The organism is Nocardioides sp. AX2bis, from assembly GCF_902506435.1.
In the GTDB taxonomy this organism is placed as follows: domain Bacteria; phylum Actinomycetota; class Actinomycetes; order Propionibacteriales; family Nocardioidaceae; genus Nocardioides.
The window spans coordinates 2696889-2716625 of the sequence record NZ_LR733215.1 but is presented as its reverse complement, the minus strand read 5'-3'; the positions used below and the strand labels follow the sequence as shown (position 1 = coordinate 2716625).

At 73.3% G+C, this 19737-nt stretch carries 17 protein-coding genes; 14 read left to right on the top strand and 3 right to left on the bottom strand.

Annotation, left to right across the window (positions count from 1 at the left end; genetic code table 11):
* Window positions 1-138: 138 nt before the first annotated feature.
* Window positions 139-993 (bottom strand): EamA family transporter, encoded by an 855-nt coding sequence (locus tag GV155_RS12970; protein ID WP_236554305.1) that lies wholly within the window; start codon window positions 991-993, stop codon window positions 139-141.
* Between the two features lie 104 nt (window positions 994-1097).
* Between GV155_RS12970 and GV155_RS12965 the strand changes: the two genes are divergently transcribed.
* Window positions 1098-2198: a WD40/YVTN/BNR-like repeat-containing protein gene (locus GV155_RS12965; protein WP_160008541.1), complete on the top strand. Its 1101-nt coding sequence runs from the start codon at window positions 1098-1100 to the stop codon at window positions 2196-2198.
* On the opposite strand, the gene GV155_RS12960 is transcribed toward GV155_RS12965, so the two are convergent.
* Together GV155_RS12960 and GV155_RS12955 are read right to left on the bottom strand one after the other, a co-directional pair.
* Complete coding sequence (locus GV155_RS12960; protein ID WP_160011311.1) at window positions 2195-4789, bottom strand: glycosyl hydrolase family 65 protein; 2595 nt, start codon at window positions 4787-4789, stop codon at window positions 2195-2197. The genes GV155_RS12965 and GV155_RS12960 overlap by 4 nt on opposite strands.
* On the bottom strand, window positions 4789-5565 hold the full coding sequence (locus GV155_RS12955) for an HAD family hydrolase (RefSeq protein WP_442938868.1): 777 nt from the start codon (window positions 5563-5565) through the stop codon (window positions 4789-4791). Before GV155_RS12955 ends, GV155_RS12960 begins: the two co-directional genes overlap by 1 nt.
* A 109-nt stretch (window positions 5566-5674) precedes the next feature.
* Between GV155_RS12955 and GV155_RS12950 the strand changes: the two genes are divergently transcribed.
* The 13 genes from GV155_RS12950 (at window position 5675) to efeO (ending at window position 19736) form a co-directional block, all read left to right on the top strand.
* Window positions 5675-6463, top strand: coding sequence for an adenosylcobinamide-GDP ribazoletransferase (locus GV155_RS12950; protein WP_201300162.1), 789 nt, complete (start codon window positions 5675-5677; stop codon window positions 6461-6463).
* Between the two features lie 42 nt (window positions 6464-6505).
* Window positions 6506-8242, top strand: coding sequence for a dihydroxy-acid dehydratase (ilvD, locus tag GV155_RS12945; RefSeq protein ID WP_160008537.1), 1737 nt, complete (start codon window positions 6506-6508; stop codon window positions 8240-8242).
* Between the two features lie 145 nt (window positions 8243-8387).
* Entirely contained in the window at window positions 8388-9050 is a 663-nt protein-coding gene (locus GV155_RS12940) for an SDR family NAD(P)-dependent oxidoreductase (protein ID WP_160008535.1), read from the top strand.
* A 72-nt stretch (window positions 9051-9122) separates the two neighbouring features.
* Complete coding sequence (locus GV155_RS12935; RefSeq protein ID WP_160008533.1) at window positions 9123-10367, top strand: kynureninase; 1245 nt, start codon at window positions 9123-9125, stop codon at window positions 10365-10367.
* Between the two features lie 114 nt (window positions 10368-10481).
* A complete protein-coding gene (locus tag GV155_RS12930) occupies window positions 10482-10895 on the top strand; it encodes a VOC family protein (protein ID WP_160008531.1) in 414 nt (137 codons plus the stop codon).
* 61 nt (window positions 10896-10956) lie between these two features.
* Window positions 10957-11799, top strand: a complete 843-nt coding sequence (locus GV155_RS12925; protein ID WP_160008529.1) for a 4a-hydroxytetrahydrobiopterin dehydratase — start codon at window positions 10957-10959, stop codon at window positions 11797-11799.
* 3 nt (window positions 11800-11802) lie between these two features.
* Window positions 11803-13059, top strand: coding sequence for an FAD-binding domain-containing protein (locus GV155_RS12920; RefSeq protein ID WP_236554304.1), 1257 nt, complete (start codon window positions 11803-11805; stop codon window positions 13057-13059).
* Between the two features lie 257 nt (window positions 13060-13316).
* Window positions 13317-15086 (top strand): acetolactate synthase large subunit, encoded by a 1770-nt coding sequence (locus GV155_RS12915; RefSeq protein ID WP_160008527.1) that lies wholly within the window; start codon window positions 13317-13319, stop codon window positions 15084-15086.
* Window positions 15083-15613 carry an acetolactate synthase small subunit gene (ilvN, locus tag GV155_RS12910; RefSeq protein ID WP_160008525.1) on the top strand — a complete coding sequence of 177 codons (531 nt, stop codon included), beginning with the start codon at window positions 15083-15085 and terminating at the stop codon, window positions 15611-15613. Before GV155_RS12915 ends, ilvN begins: the two co-directional genes overlap by 4 nt.
* A 54-nt stretch (window positions 15614-15667) precedes the next feature.
* Window positions 15668-16696, top strand: a complete 1029-nt coding sequence (gene ilvC, locus GV155_RS12905; protein WP_160008523.1) for a ketol-acid reductoisomerase — start codon at window positions 15668-15670, stop codon at window positions 16694-16696.
* 101 nt (window positions 16697-16797) lie between these two features.
* Window positions 16798-17559 (top strand): DsbA family oxidoreductase, encoded by a 762-nt coding sequence (locus GV155_RS12900; protein WP_160008521.1) that lies wholly within the window; start codon window positions 16798-16800, stop codon window positions 17557-17559.
* A 79-nt stretch (window positions 17560-17638) separates the two neighbouring features.
* On the top strand, window positions 17639-18529 hold the full coding sequence (gene efeU, locus GV155_RS12895; RefSeq protein WP_160008519.1) for an iron uptake transporter permease EfeU: 891 nt from the start codon (window positions 17639-17641) through the stop codon (window positions 18527-18529).
* 31 nt (window positions 18530-18560) lie between these two features.
* Complete coding sequence (efeO, locus tag GV155_RS12890) at window positions 18561-19736, top strand: iron uptake system protein EfeO (protein ID WP_160008517.1); 1176 nt, start codon at window positions 18561-18563, stop codon at window positions 19734-19736.
* Window position 19737 lies beyond the last annotated feature (1 nt).

Sequence of the window (19737 nt, the reverse complement as noted above, 5' to 3'; positions counted from 1 at the left end):
CGGGTGGAGAGGTGGCGGTGACGACGGGTCTGGCCGACGGGTCGAGCCTACGGCGCCCGACCCGTCACGGGCCATGCCTGCGGTATGACGTTCCCGTGAACGCGGGCCGTCCCCGGGGCTGCGGCGCGGCCGCCGGACTCAGTCGGGGACCGGGCCGCCGAGCCGGGCGCCGGCGCGGGTGGCGCCGGCGCTGGCCACGACCACGCAGCCCACCGCCACCCACTGCAGCGCGGCGAGCTCCTCGCCCACCACCGCGATCCCGACCAGGGCGGCCGCCGCGGGCTCCAGGCTCATCAGGACCCCGAAGGTGGCCGCGGGCAGGGTGCGCAGCGCGACCAGCTCGCAGGAGTACGGGACCACCGAGCTCAGCAGTCCGACGGCGAGCCCGATCAGCAGTACGCGCGGCGACGTCAGCGCGTCGGCGTCGGCGACCAGGGCGGCGGGCAGCAGCACGCCGGCGGCGACCACGCTGGCCACGGTCAGCCCGCTGATGCCGGCCCAGCGCTGCCCGGTCCGCGCCGAGAGCAGGATGTAGCCGGCCCAGGCCGCCCCGGCGAGCAGGGCGTAGGTCACTCCTACGGGGTCGAGGTCGGCACGCTCCAGGCCGAGGGCCGCCACGCCGAGGGCCGCCAGCCCCACCCAGGCCAGGTCGCGCCCACGGCGCGAGGACAGCAGGGCCAGCGTCAGGGGGCCGACGAACTCGATGGTGACCGCGATCCCGAGCGGGATCCGCGCGAAGGACTGGTAGATCGCCCAGTTCATCAGCCCCAGGCACGCACCGAAGGCGATCACGACCAGCCAGTCGTCGCGGCTGTGGCCGCGGAGCAGCGGGCGCGCGAGGACCGCGAAGACCAGGGCGCTGGTGGCCAGCCGCAGCCAGACGAGCATCGTCGGGTCGACCTCGTCGAAGAGCAGCTTGGCGAAGCCCGCGCCGAGCTGGACCGAGACGATCCCGACCAGCACCAGCCAGACCGGTGAGGATCGGGGTGTCACCGGGTCAGGCTAGGCATCAGGGGACACGACCGACGCAGGAGGGCCAGATGACCGACGTGGAGTCCGACACGGGATCCGACTTGGGAACCGACAGGGAAACCGACATGGAGACGGTGCTGCTGGTGGGCACGCGCAAGGGGTTGTGGATCGGGCGCTCCGACGCCGCCCGACGCGACTGGGACCTCACCGGGCCCCACCACGACATGGAGGAGGTCTACTCCTGCCTGGTCGACACCCGCGGTGAGCGGCCACGGCTGCTGGTCGGGGCCTCGTCGAGCTGGGTCGGTCCCCAGGTCCGGCGCTCCGACGACCTCGGCGCGACCTGGGCGGAGACGCCGGGCGGAGCGGTGCGGTTCCCCGACGACGTGGACGCCAGCGTCGAGCGGGTCTGGCAGCTCGCGGCCGGCAGCGCCCCCGGCGTGGTCTGGGCCGGCACCGAGCCCGGTGCGGTCTTCCGCTCGACCGACGGCGGTGAGAGCTTCGCGCTCGAGCGGGGACTGTGGGACCACCCGCACCGGCCGTCGTGGGGAGCGGGGTTCGGCGGGCAGGCCTTCCACACGCTGCTGCCCCACCCCGACGACCCCACGTCGCTGATGGCGGCGATCTCGACCGGCGGCGTCTACCGCACCGAGGACGACGGTGCGTCGTGGGCGCCGTCGAACCAGGGCGTCCGCGCGGAGTTCCTGCCCGAGGGGCAGCAGTACCCGGCGTACGGCCAGTGCGTGCACAAGGTCGCGCGGCACCCCGACCGCCCCGACCGGGTGTTCCTGCAGAACCACGGCGGTGTCTACCGCTCCGACGACGGCGGCGCGAGCTGGACCTCGATCGCCGCGGGCCTGCCGACCGACTTCGGGTTCCCGGTGGTGGTCCACCCCCACGAGCCGGACACGATCTTCGTCTTCCCGCTCGGTGGGGGCGAGGGCGGCATCGGCAGGTACGCCCCCGAGGGGCGTCCGCTGGTCTGGCGTTCGCGGGACGCCGGCGAGACCTGGGAGGGGCTCGGCCGGGGTCTGCCGGAGCGGGCCTACGTCGGGGTGATGCGGGACGCGATGTGTACCGACGACCACGACCAGGCCGGGCTGTACGTCGGCACGCGCGCCGGGTCGGTCTGGGCCTCCGTCGACGGGGGCGGGTCGTGGAGCACGCTGGTCTCGGACCTGCCCGACGTGCTCGTGGTGCGCGCCGCCCGGGTCCCTCGGGCCTAGGTCGTCGCCACGTGCGGGCCCACCGGCGGCGCCGTCGGTGACCCGGGCGCGGGGCCGATGCCGTCCGGGCCGGAGCCGTCCCGCTCGGCGCCCGGCAGGCTGGGCTCGGGGACCCCGGCGGTGATCCGGGTGCCGTCGGCGCGGCGACCGCCGATCAGGGGCGTGTCGCCGAGCTCGCCGTCGATCCGCAGGCCGTGGCCGTCGAGGTCGACGTGCAGCGGACGGTCCGCGGACACGGCGTACCGGGTGCCGCGGACCCAGAGGGCGACCTCGTCCTCGGCGCCGGCCTGGAGGACCTCGACGGCGAGGTGGTCGCCGGTGACCTGCACCTGGAGCCGGGCTCCGCGCCAGCGCAGCGGGAAGGTCAGGGAGGGCCACTCCTCGGGCAGGCGCGGGTCGAAGCTGATCACGCCGCCGTGGTCGCGCATCCCGGCGAAGCCGAAGACGAGCGCGCTCCAGACGCCGCCGCAGGAGGCGACGTGGAGGCCGTCGACGGTGTTGCCGTGGAGGTTGTCGAGATCGACGAAGAGCGCCTTCCAGAAGTACGACAGCGCGACCTCGTGGTAGCCGACCTCGGCGGCCATCACCGACTGCACGACCGCCGACAGCGTCGAGTCGCCGGTGGTGATCGGGTCGTAGTACTCGAAGTCGGCGCGCTTCTCCTCCGCGGTGAACCGGTCGCCCTGCAGGAACAGCGCGAGCACCACGTCGGCCTGCTTGAGCACCTGGAAGCGGTAGATGACCAACGGGTGGTAGTGCAGCAGCAGCGGCCGGTTCTCGGCCGGGGTGCGGGACAGGTCCCACACCTCGCGGTCGAGGAAGTGGTCGTCCTGCTGGTGGATGCCCATGCCCTCGTCGAAGGGGATCGTCATCCCCTCGGCGCACCGGCGCCACTCCTCGGCCTCCGCCGGGTCGAACCCGAGGCGGTGGCGCATCCGGTCGTACGACGCGGGGTCGGTGTCGCGGACCAGGTCGACCGCGCACGCGGCGCGCTCGAGGTTGTAGCGCGCCATGACGTTGGTGAAGAGGTTGTTGTTGACCACCGTCGTGTACTCGTCGGGCCCGGTGACGCCGTGGATGTGGAAGGTGTCGGAGCCGTTGCTGCGCCAGAAGCCGAGGTCGGCCCAGAAGCGGGCCGTCTCGACGAGGATGTCGATGCCGTCGCGGAGCAGGAAGCCGACGTCGCCGGTCGCGTCGACGTACTTCGACAGGGCGTAGGCCACGTCGGCGTCGATGTGGACCTGCGCGGTGCCGGCGGCGTAGTAGGCCGAGGCCTCCTCGCCGTTGATGGTGCGCCAGGGGAACAGCGCCCCGGTCTGGGCCAGCTCGCCGGCCCGGGCCTTGGCCGCCGGAAGCATCCGGGCCCGGAAGTGCAGCGTGTTCCGGGCGAGGTCGGGCTGGGTGTAGGTCAGGAACGGGGCGACGTAGACCTCGGTGTCCCAGAAGTAGTGACCCTCGTAGCCGGAGCCGCTGACGCCCTTGGCCGGGACGCCCTGCTGGTCGGCCCGGGCGCTGGCCTGGGCCAGCGAGAACAGGTTGTAGCGGATCGCCTGCTGCACCGACGCGGCGTCGGGGGCGCCCTCGTCGAGCACGACGTCGGTGTTCTCCCAGAACCGGTCGAACCAGTCGTGCTGCACCCGGTGGTAGTGCTCGACGCCGTGGCCGGCCGCGCGGTCCAGGGTGCGGTCGCAGCGGTCGGCGAGCTCGCGGACCGGCACCCCGCGGGAGGTGTGGTAGCTGGTGTGCTTGTCGAGCCGGATCGGGTGGCCCTCGCGGGCCTCGACCCGGAAGACGACCTTGGCGAGGTCGTCCTCGTGGGAGGCCCGGACCTCGTGGACGTCCTGGCAGTCGAAGACGTGGTCGGCGGCGACGCAGACGGTCATCTCCGAGTGGGCGGTGCGGTAGCCCAGCACCATCCGCTCCGGGGTGGCCGAGGCCGTCCGGGGGAGCAGGACCCGGTCCTCGAAGGCGCTGGCCTTGCGGGGGTCGACGCCCTCGCCCATCGCGGCGTCCGGGACGTGGTACTCGTCCTTGCCGTCCTGGCGGTTCAGCAGCTGCGAGGAGATCACGATCGGGGCGTCGCCCTCGAGCATGGTGACCTCGAGGCGCATCACGACGAGGTGCCGCTCGACCATGGAGACCATCCGGCTCGACTCGACCCGGACCCGCTTGCCCGACGGCGTGCGCCAGACCAGGCTGCGGCGCAGCACGCCGTCGCGGAAGTCCAGCGTGCGCTCGTAGTGCTCGAGGTCGGCGGTGCCGAGGATCAGCGGCTCGTCGTCGACGTAGATCTTGAGGACCTTGGCGTCGGGGGCGTTGACCAGCGTCTGCCCGGTGCGCGCGAAGCCGAACGCGGCCTCGGCGTGGCGGATCGGCCAGGTCTCGTGGAAGCCGTTGACGAAGGTGCCGTGCGCGTAGGCGTCGCGGCCCTCCTCGGGGTTGCCGCGTAGGCCGAGGTAGCCGTTGGCGGTGGTGAACAGGGTCTCGGTGACGCCGAGGTCGGCCGCCGAGTGCGAGGTCTCGACCAGGCGCCAGGGGTCGGCGGGGAAGCGGCCGCGGTCCAGCGGGTCGCTGGTGGCGTCGTGGGCGATCACGAGGCGCCCGCCTCGGTGGCGTCGGCGGGCACCAGCTCGGCGAGGTCGGTGACGACCAGCGTCGCGCCGGCGGCGGTCAGCGCGTCGGCCCCCACGCCGCGGTCGACCCCGACCACGTCGGCGAAGCCGCCGGCGGCACCGGCCCTCACGCCCGACACGGCGTCCTCCAGGACGACGCAGCCGGCGGCGGACGCGCCGAGCTCCACGGCGGCGGCCAGGAACGTGTCGGGGGCGGGCTTGCCGGGCAGGCCGCGCTCGGTGGCCACCACGCCGGACATGACGAAGGCGAACCGGTCGAGCAGACCGGCGGCCTCCAGCACGGCTGGGGCGTTGCCCGAGGACGACACGACCGCGAGCGGCAGCCCGAGGTCGCGGAGGTGGTCGAGCAGGGCGACCGAGCCGGGGTAGGCGGTGACGCCGTCGCGCTCGAGCACCTCGTTGAAGGAGTCGTTCTTGCGGTTGCCCAGCCCGCAGACGGTCTCGGCGGAGGGCTCGTCGGACGGGTCGCCCTCGGGCAGCTCGATCCCGCGTGCGGCCACGAGGTCGCGGACGCCGTCGTAGCGCGGCTTGCCGTCGACGTGGGCGAAGTAGTCGGCGTCGGTGTACGCCGAGAGGTCGGCGGCGGGGGCGGCGCCGGCCTCGCGGAGGCCGTCCAGCCAGGCGTTGAACATGTGCGACCAGGCGCGCATGTGGACCTCGGCGGTCGGTGTGACCACGCCGTCGAGGTCGAAGAGGACGGCCTCGTGGGCCGACCAGGACTGCGCGAGGTGGATTGGCACGATCCAAGGGTATGGGCAGGGAGCGTCCTCCGGGCCCGCGCGGTGGTGTGGGACGTGTCATGGGGGTCGGCGCGGCCGCCGCCCGGCGGGGGAGACTGGCGCCGTGAACGACTCCCCGCCGTCCTGGGCGCCCCCGCTGCTCGCGGTGCAGTTCCTGACCCGGGTGCCGGTGCCGGGCACCGCCGCGCTCACCGCCGAGCAGGTCCGGACCGGCCTCGGCCGCAGCCTGGTGTGGTTCCCGGTGGTCGGTGGACTGGTCGGTCTGGTCACCGCCGCGGTCGTGCTCGGCGCGGGCGCCTGGTGGCCGGCGTGGGTGGCGGTGCTGCTGGCGCTGGTGGTGGAGGCGCGCCTGACCGGGGCGTTCCACGAGGACGCGGTCGCCGACACCTGCGACGCGCTCGGTGGCGGGACGACCCGCGAGCGGACCCTCGAGATCATGAAGGACAGCCGGATCGGCTCGTACGGCGCGCTCGGGCTGGTGCTCGCCGTCGGCCTGCGGGTCGCGCTGCTGACCACGCTGGCGGCCACGGCCGGCGCCGGCCTGGTGGTGGCCGGGGTCGTCGCCTCGGCCGCGCTCGGGCGCCTCGGCGCGGTGACGGTGATGCGGCTGGTGCCGCCGGCGGACCGTCCCGCCGGACTGTCCAAGGACGTCGGCGGCCGGGCGTCCGGGCGGACCCTGGCCGCTGCTGCGCTGCTCGCGGTGCCGTTCGCGGTGCCGCTGGCCGTGCTCGACCCCCTCGGGCTCGTGCTCGGCGCGATCGGGTCGGCGCTGCTGCTCGTGTGGTGGGGGCGCGTCCTGGTGCGCCGGCTCGGCGGGCAGACCGGCGACTGCCTGGGTGCCGCGGTCTACGGCGTGCAGCTGGTCGTGCTGCTCGCGGTGACCGCGGGCTGACCTGCGGCGCCGGGACGCCGGCGGGCGTCGTAGCCTCGCCCCATGAGCACCACGGTCGACGGCCCCGAGAGCAGCACCACCACCGGCACCCAGGGCGCCGAGCCCGGTGTGGACATCAAGCCGCGCAGCCGCGACGTGACCGACGGCCTCGAGAAGGCCGCCGCCCGCGGCATGCTCCGCGCGGTCGGCATGGACGACGACGACTTCCTCAAGCCGCAGATCGGCGTCGCCTCGTCCTGGAACGAGATCACCCCCTGCAACCTGTCGCTGGACCGGCTGGCCAAGGCGGTCAAGAACGGCGTGCACGCCGCCGGCGGGTTCCCGCTCGAGTTCGGCACCATCTCGGTCTCCGACGGCATCTCCATGGGCCACGAGGGGATGCACTTCTCGCTGGTCTCCCGCGAGGTCATCGCCGACTCGGTCGAGACCGTGATGATGGCCGAGCGCCTGGACGGCTCGGTGCTGCTGGCCGGCTGCGACAAGTCGCTGCCCGGGATGCTGATGGCCGCGGCCCGCCTCGACCTGGCCAGCGTCTTCCTCTACGCCGGCACGATCATGCCGGGCAAGGTCGACGGCGAGGACGTCACGATCATCGACGCCTTCGAGGCCGTCGGTGCCTGCCTGGCCGGCAAGATCACCCGCGAGCAGGTCGACAAGGTCGAGCGCGCGATCTGCCCCGGTGAGGGTGCCTGCGGCGGCGCCTACACCGCCAACACCATGGCCGCGGTCGCCGAGGGCCTCGGCATGGCGCTGCCCGGCTCGGCCGCCCCGCCGGCCGTCGACCGCCGCCGCGACAAGATCGCCCACCAGTCCGGGATGGCCGTCGTGGAGATGCTGCGCCACGGCATCACCGCGCGCCAGATCATGACCCGGGAGGCCTTCGAGAACGCGATCGCCGTGGCGATGGCGCTCGGCGGCTCCACCAACGCCGTGCTGCACCTGCTCGCGATCGCCAACGAGGCGGAGGTCGAGCTGACCCTGGACGACTTCACCCGGATCGGCGAGAAGGTCCCGCACCTGGCCGACATGAAGCCCTTCGGCAAGTACGTCTGGGTCGACCTCGACCGGGTCGGTGGCATCCCGATGGTGATGAAGGCCCTGCTCGAGGCCGGCCTGCTGCACGGGGACGCGCTGACCTGCACCGGGCGTACCGTCGCGGAGAACCTCGCCGACATCGCGCCGCCGCCGGTCGACGGCACGATCATCCGCCAGCTCCGCTCGCCCATCCACGCCACCGGCGGGCTGACCATCCTCAAGGGCTCGCTGGCCCCCGAGGGCGCCGTGGTGAAGTCGGCCGGCTTCGACGAGTCCGTCATCACCGGCACCGCACGGGTCTTCGACGGCGAGCGCGCCGCGATGGACGCGCTGACCGCGGGCGAGATCACCGCCGGCGACGCCGTCGTGATCCGCTACGAGGGCCCCAAGGGCGGTCCCGGCATGCGCGAGATGCTGGCGATCACCGCCGCGATCAAGGGCGCCGGCCTGGGCAAGGACGTCCTGCTGCTGACCGACGGCCGGTTCTCCGGCGGGACGACCGGCCTGTGCGTCGGCCACGTCGCCCCCGAGGCCGTCGACGGCGGCCCGATCGCGTTCCTGCGCGACGGCGACACGATCACCCTCGACGTCGCCCGACGCCTGCTCGACGTCGACGTGGACGAGGCCGAGCTGGCCTCGCGCCGCGAGGGCTGGGAGCCGCTCCCGCCGAAGTACACCCGCGGCGTGCTCGGCAAGTACGCCAAGACCGTGCAGTCCGCCGCGGTCGGGGCCGTCACCAGCTGAGGGTGGATAGTCCCTGACGAAATCGTCGCCGATCGCCAGGATCGAGGACGATCTCGTCAGGGACTACCTCGACCTCCGGGGTTGGGGAGTCGTTCCTCACGCCGGGGGACGGAAGACGACGGCGACCGGTCCGGTTGGGGCTGTCATGACCACACTCGCCATCATCGGAGCAGGAAGCGGCCTCGGCGCCGCCGTCGCACGTCGGTTCGGCCGGGAGGGCTTCTCGGTCGCGCTGATCTCCCGCAACCAGGCCCGGCTCGACGCGCTCGCCGCGGAGCTGGCCGGCGACGGGGTGCAGGCCCAGGGCTTCACCGCCGACGTCCGCAACCCCGCGTCGCTGCGTCGCGCCCTGGACGACGCCACGAAGGAGCTCGGCCCGATCGAGGTGCTGCAGTACAGCCCGCTGCCGGACAAGAAGTTCATGCGCCCCGTCCTCGAGACCATGCCGCGGGACCTCGTCGGCCCGATCCAGTTCTCCATCTACGGCCCCGTCGCGGCCGTGCACGAGGTCGTCCCCGGGATGCGCTTCCTGGGCGAGAACCGCGGCACGATCCTGTTCGTCAACGGCGGCTCGGCGGTCAAGCCCGGCCGCGCCGTGACCGGCACCTCGGTCGCCTTCGCGGGGCAGGCGGCGTACGCCCAGCTGCTCCACGAGGAGCTGAAGGAGGAGGGCATCCACGTCGGGCAGCTCATCATCGGCGGCGCGATCGAGCCCGGTGGCGAGAAGGACCCCGAGGTCCTCGCCGACCGCCTCTGGACGATGCACACCGAGCGCGGCGAGTTCCGCCACCAGGTCTCGACGGACTGAGACCCACCGGCTCGGACCGACGCCCCGCTCCCGTCGAGGAGCGGGGCGTCGCTCGCGTCTAGGGTCGGCCGCGTGCCCGAGCCGACCCCGCCGTCCGACCCGACCGACGCCCGCGCCCTCGACGCCGCCGACCCGCTCGCGGCCTGTCGCGACCGTTTCGTGGGCGCCGAGCAGCCGCTGGTCTACCTCGACGGGAACTCCCTCGGTCGCCCGCTGCGGGTGACCGGCCCCCGGCTCGCGGCGTTCGTCGACCAGGAGTGGGGCGGACGGCTCATCCGTGGCTGGGACGAGCAGTGGATGGAGCTGCCGACGCTGCTCGGCGACCGGATCGGCGCCGCCTGCCTCGGCGCGGCCCCCGGCCAGACGGTGGTCGGCGACTCGACCACCGTCCTGCTCTACAAGGCGATGCGCGCGGCCGTGGCCGCCCGGCCCGGGCGGCACGAGATCGTGATGGACAGCGACAACTTCCCGACCGACCGGTACCTGGCCGCGGGCGTGGCCGCCGAGCTCGGGCTGCGGGTCCGGTGGATCGACGTCGACCCCGCGGCCGGCGTCACCGCGGACCAGCTGGCCGCGGTCCTGGGTCCCGACACGGCGCTCGTGGCGCTGAGCCACGTGGCCTACCGCTCGGCCTGGATCGCCGACGGTCCCGCCCTGACGGCCCTTGCCCACGAGGCGGGCGCGCTGGTGCTCTGGGACCTCTCCCACTCCGTCGGGTCGGTCCCGCTGGCCCTCGACGCCTGGGGCGCCGACCTGGCCGTGGGCTGCACCTACAAGTACCTCAACGGCGGCCCCGGTGCGCCGGCGTTCGTCTACGTCGCCGCCCGGCACCTCGAGGGGCCCGACGCCCTGACCCAGCCGGTGCGCGGCTGGATCGGCCACGCCGAGCCCTTCCGGATGGGGCCCGACTGGGCTCCGGCCGCCGGGGTGCGCCGCATGCTGTCGGGCACCCCGCCCGTGGTCGGGATGCTCGCGCTCGCCGACATGCTCGACCTGCTCGAGGAGGTCGGGATGACGGCGGTGCGAGCCAAGTCCGAGGCGCTGACCCGGATGGTGGTCGCGCTCGCCGACGCCGAGCTGGGGGAGCACGGCGTCGAGCTGGCCTCCCCGCGCGAGGCGCACCTGCGCGGCGGCCACGTGACGCTGCGGCACCCGGCGATGCAGGAGGTCACCCGGCGGCTGTGGGCCCGCGACGTCGTCCCCGACTACCGCGACCCCGGCGGCCTGCGCCTGGGCCTGTCGCCGCTGTCGACCTCCTTCGCCGAGGTCCGCGCCGGGATGGACGCGATCGCCGAGGAGCTCGCCCCGCCGAGATGACGCTCGCGGACAGCCGAGATGACGCTCGCGGCGCGTCGAGATGACGGTTCCGGACACCCTCGTCGGGACGTGGCGCGGTGGTCAGGTGTCGGCGGGCCGCCCTAGCCTCGGGTCATGGACCAGCGCCTCAGCTTCGTGACCCTCGCCGTGCCCGACCTCGCCGCAGCGCGGGCCTTCTACGTCGACGGGCTCGGCTGGCACGCCGACGTCGAGGTGGGCGACGTGATCATGATCAGGGTGGCCGACCGGGTCGTGCTGTCGCTGTGGGAGCAGGCCTCCTTCGAGAGCGAGGTCGGGGCCGTACGCACCGGGCCGGGCCTGGTACCGGTGACCCTGGCCCACAACGTCGCCTCGCGCAGCGAGGTCGACCTGGTGCTCCAGGACGCCCGGGTGGCCGGCGCGAGCGAGGTCGGTCAGGGCGCCTCGCGGGAGTGGGGCGGCTACACCGGCTACTTCGCCGACCCGGCCGGCATCCGCTGGGAGGTCGCGTTCAACCCGGGCCCGATCGGCGCCTCGGTGCTGCCGTGACGAGGCGATCCCACCCCCACAGGGCTGTCCCTGCGAGGTCCGCGCGGGACAGGGTGAGGCGATGAGCGACGAGAAGCAGCAGGACGACCAGGTCGACCAGGCCGACCAGGACCGCGACGACACGCAGGACGGGCAGGACGAGACCCCCGAGGAGCCGCAGGAGGTGCACGCCCCCGACGGCCGCGACGCCCACGAGAAGGGCACCGCGACGGTGGAGGAGCCGGACCCGAAGGTCGTCCTGGGCGGCCACGGTGTCGAGGCGGCCCTGCTCGACGACTGGCGCGTCATGTTCGACCAGCTCCACGCCCGGTTCGAGACCGGCGACTTCGCCACCGGCCTGACCCTGGTCGACCACATCGGCAAGGCGGCCGAGAAGGCAGACCACCACCCCGACGTCGACCTGCGCTACGGCTTCGTCGAGGTCCACCTCAGCAGCCACGACGTCGGCGGGGTCACCAGCCGTGACGTCGACCTGGCCCGCACGATCAGCGACCACGCTGGCCGGCTCGGCGCCCGCGCGGCCACCGAGAAGCTCCAGGTGCTCGAGATCGCGCTCGACACCCGCGACCTGGACGCGGTCCGCCCCTTCTGGGCGGCCCTGCTCGCCTACGACACCCCGGAGGACGACGACGCCGTGGTCGACCCCGACGGTCGCGGGCCCACGCTGTGGTTCCAGGTCACCGACGAGCCGGTGACCGAGGCCGACCGCCAGGCGGCCGCGTCGCCCGTGCAGCGCTTCCACCTCGACCTGCGGCTGCCCCCCGAGGACGCCGAGCGTCGGATCAAGGCCGCGCTCGACGCCGGCGGCACCCTCGTGGACGACGCGATGGCCCCGCGCTTCACCGTGCTGGCCGACGCGCAGGGCAACAAGGCCTGCGTGACCACCTGGGTGGGGCGTGGCTGACGCGTGATCCTGCCCCCTCCGCCGTCGGTCGCCGACGGCGCCGAGCAGCACGACGTCGTCTCCTGGGTCGCCGAGCACCTCGGTGACCTCGCCCTGGAGGGGCCCGACGGGATCGCCGCCGGCGGGCTGAGCGGCGGGCAGTCCGCGGCCGACACCGCGCTGGCCACGCTCGACGTCACCGGGTACGCCTCCCGCCGCAGCACCGTGCTGCCGGAGTCCCGGCGTGGCGCGAGCCGGATGTCGCCCTACATCCGGCACGGCCTCCTGCAGCTGCGCGAGGTCTGGGACGCCGCCGGTGCCGCACCGGCCCGGGACCGCCGCAAGTACCGCGACGAGCTGCTCTGGCAGGAGTACGCCCGGCACCTCTACGCCCGGGTCGGCACCGACCTCGGCGCCTCCCTGCGCCACGACCAGCCCCGCTCCGCGCCCGGTGCCGCCGCGGCCGGTCCGATCAGCGTGGCGGACCCCTGGCCGGTGCAGATGAGGTGCATGGACGCGGTCGTCGGCGAGCTCCACGACGACGGGTGGCTGGTCAACCAGACCCGGATGTGGCTGGCCTCGCAGTGGGCGGTGCGCGCCGGTGCCGACTGGCGCGACGGCGAGCAGGAGATGTTCGTGCACCTGCTCGACGGCTCGCGGGCGGCCAACCGGCTCGGCTGGCAGTGGACCACCGGCACCGGCAGCGGCAAGCCGTACGGGTTCAGCCGCTGGCAGGTGGAGAAGCGGGCGCCGGCCCTGTGCGGCTCCTGCGCGCTCTCCCACGCCTGCCCCGTGCAGTCCTGGCCGGACGCCGACCGCGGTCCCGCCGTCGACGGCCCCGACCTGTCCCGCGGCGAGATCCCGGCCGGCCCCGCGACGGTCGAGGGCGACGGGGGAGAGCGGGTCTGGCTGACCGCCGAGTCCCTCGGCGAGGGCGACCCGGCGCTCGCCGCGGACCCCGCCCGGCCGGCCGTCTTCGTCTTCGACGAGCCGCTGCTGCGCCGCCTGACGCTCTCCGGCAAGCGGCTGGTCTTGCTCGCCGAGACCCTCGGTGAGCTGGCCGTCGGACGCGACCTCGAGGTCCGCCGGGGTGCGGTCCCCGAGGAGCTCGGTCCTCGCCCGCTGGCGGCGACCTGGGCGCCGGTCCCCGGCTGGGCCCGCCACGCCGCCCGTGTCGACGTCGTCGAGGCCCACCCCTGGCCCTGGCTGGCTCGTCCGCGTCCGGCGGCGGTGCAGTCGTTCTCGGCGTGGCGCAAGGGCATCGGCGCCCCCACGCCCTGACCGCACCGGAACCGCACCGGGACCGCACCGGGACCGCACCCAGGCGTCCACGTGGTGGGACCCTTGTCTCACCATGTGGCCGGTCGCGCGTAGGCTGCTGACGCGGCCAGGGGCACCGGGCTACGGTGGCGACATGCGCCACCTCCTCGTACGTCCTCGACGCGTCGGCTAGTCACACCGCCAGCGCGTCACCCCTCGTTGCCCGGGCAACCGAGGGGTTTTTTGTTGCCAGGACCAGCCCCGAGAACGGACCAGACATGACCCAGCAGAGCACGACGACGACGTCGGGCACGATCACCGGCGCGCAGAGCCTGATCCGCTCGCTCGAGGCGGCGGGCACCGAGCACGTGTTCGGGATCCCGGGCGGCGCGATCCTCCCGGCGTACGACCCGATGATGGACTCCTCGATGCGCCACATCCTCGTCCGCCACGAGCAGGGCGCCGGCCACGCCGCGCAGGGGTACGCCGCCGCGAGCGGCCGGGTGGGCGTCTGCATGGCGACCTCCGGACCCGGCGCGACGAACCTGGTCACCCCGCTGGCCGACGCGCACATGGACTCCGTGCCCCTGGTCGCGATCACCGGCCAGGTGGGCGCCTCGATGATCGGGACCGACGCGTTCCAGGAAGCCGACATCCGCGGCATCACGATGCCGATCACCAAGCACAACTTCCTGGTCACCGACCCCGCCGAGATCCCGCGCGCCGTGGCCCAGGCCTTCCACATCGCCTCCACCGGCCGTCCCGGGCCGGTCCTGGTCGACGTGGCGAAGTCCGCGCTGACCGCGCAGACCACCTTCACCTGGCCCACCGACCTCGGCCTGCCCGGCTACCGCCCGGTGACCAGGCCGCACGCCAAGCAGGTCCGGGAGGCCGCCCGGCTGATCCTCGAGTCGCGCAAGCCGGTGCTCTACGTCGGCGGCGGCACCATCCGCTCCAACGCCTCGGCCGAGCTGCTGCGCCTGGCCGAGATGACCGGCATACCGGTCGTGACGACGCTGATGGCGCTGGGTGCCTTCCCCGACTCCCACCCGCAGCACCTCGGGATGCCCGGGATGCACGGGACCGTGGCGGCGGTGGCCGGCCTGCAGAAGGCCGACCTGCTGATCACCCTCGGCGCCCGCTTCGACGACCGCGTGACCGGCAACCTCGACTCCTTCGCGCCCGGCGCCAAGGTCATCCACGCCGACATCGACCCGGCCGAGATCGGCAAGAACCGCCACGCCGACGTGCCGATCGTGGGTGACGTCCGCGAGGTCCTCGCCGACCTCATCGTCCTGCTGCAGGCCGAGGCGGACCAGGGCACCACCGGCGACTACGAGGGCTGGGTCGACTTCCTGGCCGGGGTCAAGAAGACGTACCCGCTGGGCTACGACGTCCCCGCCGACGGTGCGCTCTCCCCGCAGTACGTCATCGAGCGCCTCGGCGCGATCGCCGGCCCCGACACCATCTACACCTCCGGCGTCGGGCAGCACCAGATGTGGGCCGCGCACTTCGTGAAGTACGAGAAGCCGCGCACCTGGCTCAACTCCGGCGGCCTCGGCACGATGGGCTACTCCGTGCCGGCCGCGATGGGCGCCAAGGTCGCCTGCCCGGACAGCACCGTGTGGGCCATCGACGGCGACGGCTGCTTCCAGATGACCAACCAGGAGCTGGCCACCTGCGCGATCAACGACATCCCGATCAAGGTCGCGATCATCAACAACGAGTCGCTGGGCATGGTGCGGCAGTGGCAGACCCTCTTCTACGAGGAGCGCTACTCCAACACCGACCTGCACTCCAAGCGGGTCCCCGACTTCGTGAAGCTCGCGGAGGCGTACGGCTGCGTCGGCCTGGCCTGCGAGCGTCCCGAGGACGTGGACGCCACGATCGAGAAGGCGATGGGCATCAACGACATGCCCGTCGTGGTCGACTTCCGGGTCTTCCGCGACGCCATGGTGTGGCCGATGGTCGCCGCCGGCACCTCGAACGACGACATCAAGCACGCGCGCGACCTGGCCCCCGAGTTCGACGAGGACGAGCTGACATGAGCATGCACACGTTGAGCGTCCTCGTGGAGGACAAGCCCGGTGTCCTGGCGCGCATCGCCGGGCTGTTCAGCCGCCGCGGCTTCAACATCGAGTCCCTGGCGGTCGGCCCGACCGAGCACGTCGACGTCTCCCGGATGACCATCGTGGTCAACGTGGAGTCCACGCCGCTCGAGCAGGTCACCAAGCAGCTGAACAAGCTGGTCGAGGTGATCAAGATCGTCGAGCTCGACCGCGACACCTCGGTGACGCGCGAGCTGATGCTGGTCAAGATCGCCGCCACGCCCGAGACCCGCGGCCAGGTGCTCGACACCGTGCAGCTGTTCCGCGCCAAGGTCATCGACGTGGCCAGCGAGGCGCTGACGGTCCAGATCGTCGGCAACCGCGACAAGCTCGGCGACTTCCTGCGCGTGGTCGAGCCCTTCGGGGTCCGCGAGCTGGTCCAGTCGGGCATGGTCGCGATCGGTCGCGGCCAGCGCTCGATCTCGGAGCGCTCGCTGCGCCCCGTCGCGCCGACCCGGGCCGTCTGAGCCCTCCCGCACGCACCACCCGACGTACCCACCCATCGAAGGAGAGGCCCACCTGTGGCTGAGATGTTCTACGACGACGACGCCGACCTGTCCCTGATCCAGGGCAAGAACGTGGCGGTGATCGGCTACGGCAGCCAGGGCCACGCGCACGCGCTCTCGCTGCGCGACTCGGGCGTCGACGTCCGCATCGGCCTGCAGCCGGGCTCGAAGAGCCGCGCCAAGGCGGAGGCCGAGGGCCTCCGTGTGCTGACCCCGGCCGAGGCCGCGGAGGAGGCCGACGTCATCGTCATCCTCGCTCCCGACCAGCACCAGCGGAAGCTCTACGCCGAGGAGATCGAGCCCCAGCTCGCCGAGGGCGACACCCTGGTCTTCGGCCACGGGTTCAACATCCGCTTCGGCTACATCACCCCGCCGGCCGGCGTCGACGTCTTCATGGTCGCGCCCAAGGGCCCCGGCCACCTCGTGCGTCGCGAGTACGTCGACGGGCGCGGCGTCCCCGTGCTCGTCGCCGTCGAGAAGGACGAGTCCGGCGACGCCTGGCCCCTCGCCCTGGCCTACGCCAAGGCCATCGGCGGCCTGCGAGCCGGCGGCATCCGGACGACCTTCACCGAGGAGACCGAGACCGACCTCTTCGGCGAGCAGGCCGTGCTCTGCGGCGGCGCCAGCCAGCTGGTCATGTACGGCTTCGAGACCCTGATCGAGGCCGGCTACCAGCCCGAGGTCGCCTACTTCGAGTGCCTGCACGAGCTGAAGCTGATCGTCGACCTGATGTATGAGGGCGGCATCGCCAAGCAGCGCTGGTCGATCTCCGACACCGCCGAGTACGGCGACTACGTCTCCGGGCCCCGCGTCATCGACCCGAGCGTCAAGGAGAACATGAAGGCGGTGCTGGAGGACATCACCAACGGCTCCTTCGCCCAGCGCTTCATCGACGACCAGGACGCCGGCTCGCCGGAGTTCACCGCGCTCCGCGAGAAGGGCGCCGCGCACCCGATCGAGTCCACCGGCAAGGAGCTGCGCAAGCTCATGGCGTGGGTCAAGAGCCACGACTCGGACTACGTCGAGGGCAGCTCGGCGCGCTGAGCCCCCACGGTGGCCCCGGTCGTACGACCGTCGGTCACCGCCCGCAGCACCTCGAGCCCGTCGCCGGGAACACCGGCGGCGGGCTCCTGCGTTGTGCCGGCATGCGTATCGAGATCTGGTCCGACGTCGTCTGCCCCTGGTGCTACGTCGGCAAGCGCCGGCTGGAGAAGGCGCTGGTCGCCCTGGGCCAGGAGCACCCGTCCGCCGCCCCCGGAGGACCGGAGGCACCCGAGGTGGTGTTCCGCTCCTTCCAGCTCGAGCCGGGCGCGCCCACCACGCCGACGGACTCGCTGGCCGAGCACCTCGGTGGCAAGTACGGCGGCGGAGCCGAGAACGGGCGCAGGCTGATCGACCAGATGGAGGCCGTCGCGGCCGAGGAGGGGCTGCTCTACCGCCTCGGCGACGCGCAGCGGGTCGGCACGCTGGACGCCCACCGGCTGCTGCACGCCGCCCTCGAGGTCTCGCCCGCGGTGCAGGCCGACCTCAAGGAGCGGCTGATGGCCGCCTACATGATCGAGGCCCGCAACGTCGCCGACCACGACGAGCTGGTCACGATGGCGGGGGAGTCGGGCATGGACGAGGCGGTGGCCCGCGAGGTGCTCGGCAGCGGTGCCCACGCCGACGGCGTGCAGGCGGACGTCGAGCAGGGCGCGGCGTACGGCATCTCCGGGGTGCCCTTCACGGTGGTCGACGGCCGGTACGGCGTCTCCGGCGCGCAGCCGGTCGAGGTGTTCAGCCAGACCCTCGAGCGGGCCTGGGCCGACGCCCACCCCGAGCCCGCTCCGCTGCTCACGACGGTCGGCGGGGCGGCCGAGGGTGGGGCCGACGGAGCGGCCTGCGGGCCCGAGGGTTGTGCGATCTGAGTGTGACCCAGGTCGCAGGTGCAGATGAGAGGACTCTCATCTAAGGTGAGCCTCACCTAAGTTGCCAGGAGGCGCCGCCGTGCTCGCGAACTACCTGATCGGGCTCCGCGAGGGGCTCGAGGCCGTGCTCATCGTGAGCATCCTGGTCGCCTACCTGGTCAAGACCGACCGCCGCCACCTGCTCCGCCCCATCTGGGCCGGCGTCGCGCTCGCGGTGGCGGTCAGCCTCGCCTTCGGCGCGCTGCTGACCTACGGCCCGCGCGGGCTGACCTTCCGGGCCCAGGAGCTGATCGGCGGCAGCCTGTCGATCGTCGCCGTCTGCTTCGTGACCTGGATGGTCTTCTGGATGGCCGGCGCCGCCCGGGGCCTGAGCGGTCAGCTGCGCGGCCGCGTCGACGCGGCCGCCGAGGGCCGTCCGTGGTCCCTGGTGGTGGTCGCGGTCCTGGCCGTGGGGCGCGAGGGCCTGGAGACGGCGCTGTTCCTGTGGGCGGCCACCCAGGCCGGCACGGACGCGGCCGTCGTCGGCGCGCCCGCGCCCACCTGGCAGCCGCTGCTCGGCGCCGGGCTCGGCATCCTCACCGCGGTCGTGGTCGGCTGGCTGCTCTACCGCGGCGCGGTGACCATCAACCTGTCGGTGTTCTTCACGTGGACCGGCGCCTTCCTGGTCGTCGTCGCGGCCGGGGTGCTGTCCTACGGCATCCACGACCTGCAGGAGGCCGGCGTGCTGCCGGGCCTGAACACCCTCGCCTTCGACGTCTCCGAGGTGATCGAGCCCGGCGCCTGGTACGCCGTGGTGCTCAAGGGCGTCTTCAACTTCTCCCCGGCCACCACCGTGCTCGAGGCCGTCGCCTGGGTGCTCTACCTCGTCCCGACGATGACGCTCTTCCTGCGCTTGGTGCGACGCCGCGACGCCGGCGGGCCGCCCGCAAGGGAGCCCGTCCCCGCCGCGCCCGCCGCCTCGGCCTCCTGACCCTCTCCCGCCTCCCGAAGGAACCCGCCCCATGACGCACCTGCGCCCGCTCACCGCCACCCTCGCCGCGCTGGCCCTCGGCGGCGGGCTGAGCGCCTGCACCGAGAACGCGCCGGCCGGTGACGCCGCCGGGGGCGAGGGACGGGCGCTCAGCGTGTCGTCGACCTCGGACGCCTGCGAGGTCTCCGCCGAGGAGGCCCCGGCCGGCACCCTGACCTTCGACGTCACCAACGCCGGCGACGAGGTCACCGAGTTCTACCTCCTCGCCGAGGACGGCCTGCGGATCGTCGCCGAGGTCGAGAACGTCGGTCCGAACCTGTCGCGCCAGCTCGTCGTCGACGCCCCCGCCGGGGAGTACGTCACCGTCTGCAAGCCCGGCATGGTCGGGGAGGGCATCCGCTCGGCCTTCACCGTCACGCCCTCCGACGAGGAGGTGGTGGTGTCGGCCGACGAGCAGCAGCTCGTGGACACCGCCGAGACCAGCTACCAGGCCTACGTCCAGGACCAGTCCGACCAGCTCGTCGTGGGCACCGAGGCGTTCGTGGCGGCGTACACGAGCGGCGACGACGACCGCGCCCGGGAGATCTACCCCGAGGCCCGGACGCACTGGGAGCGGATCGAGACGGTCGCGGAGTCCTTCGGCGACCTCGACCCGCAGATGGACGCCCGCGAGGCCGACCTCGAGCCCGGTCAGGCCTGGACGGGCTGGCACCTGCTCGAGAAGGACCTGTGGCCGCAGCGCGCGCAGGGCTACACGCCGCTCACCGAGGCCGAGCGCGCGCGCTACGCCGGCAAGCTGATGGACGACACCGAGACCCTGGACTCCCGCCTCGGGGAGATGGAGTTCACCGTCGACCAGATCGCGAACGGCTCCCGCGGGCTGCTCGAGGAGGTCGCGACCGGCAAGGTCACCGGCGAGGAGGAGTACTGGTCGCGCACCGACCTCTACGACTTCCAGGCCAACGTCGACGGCGCCCGGGTGGGCTTCGAGGGCGTCGAGCCGCTGCTGCAGGAGAAGGACCCCGAGCTCGCGGCCCAGCTCGACCTGCGGTTCACCGACCTGCAGGACCTGCTCGACGAGCAGCGACGCGGGGACGGCTTCGTCGGCTACGACGAGGTCCCCGCCGGTGAGGTCAAGCAGCTCGCCGACGCCGTGAACGCCCTCTCCGAGCCGCTGTCGCGCCTGACCGCGGCCGTGCTGGCCTAGG

Excerpts from the sequence above, each read along its gene's own strand:
- GV155_RS12965 (WP_160008541.1), top strand. The coding sequence starts at position 1,098 with ATGGAGACGGTGCTGCTGGTGGGCACGCGCAAGGGGTTGTGGATCGGG.
- ilvD (WP_160008537.1), top strand. The coding sequence starts at position 6,506 with ATGAGCACCACGGTCGACGGCCCCGAGAGCAGCACCACCACCGGCACC.
- GV155_RS12940 (WP_160008535.1), top strand. The coding sequence starts at position 8,388 with ATGACCACACTCGCCATCATCGGAGCAGGAAGCGGCCTCGGCGCCGCC.
- GV155_RS12930 (WP_160008531.1), top strand. The coding sequence starts at position 10,482 with ATGGACCAGCGCCTCAGCTTCGTGACCCTCGCCGTGCCCGACCTCGCC.
- GV155_RS12925 (WP_160008529.1), top strand. The coding sequence starts at position 10,957 with ATGAGCGACGAGAAGCAGCAGGACGACCAGGTCGACCAGGCCGACCAG.
- GV155_RS12915 (WP_160008527.1), top strand. The coding sequence starts at position 13,317 with ATGACCCAGCAGAGCACGACGACGACGTCGGGCACGATCACCGGCGCG.
- ilvN (WP_160008525.1), top strand. The coding sequence starts at position 15,083 with ATGAGCATGCACACGTTGAGCGTCCTCGTGGAGGACAAGCCCGGTGTC.
- GV155_RS12900 (WP_160008521.1), top strand. The coding sequence starts at position 16,798 with ATGCGTATCGAGATCTGGTCCGACGTCGTCTGCCCCTGGTGCTACGTC.
- efeO (WP_160008517.1), top strand. The coding sequence starts at position 18,561 with ATGACGCACCTGCGCCCGCTCACCGCCACCCTCGCCGCGCTGGCCCTC.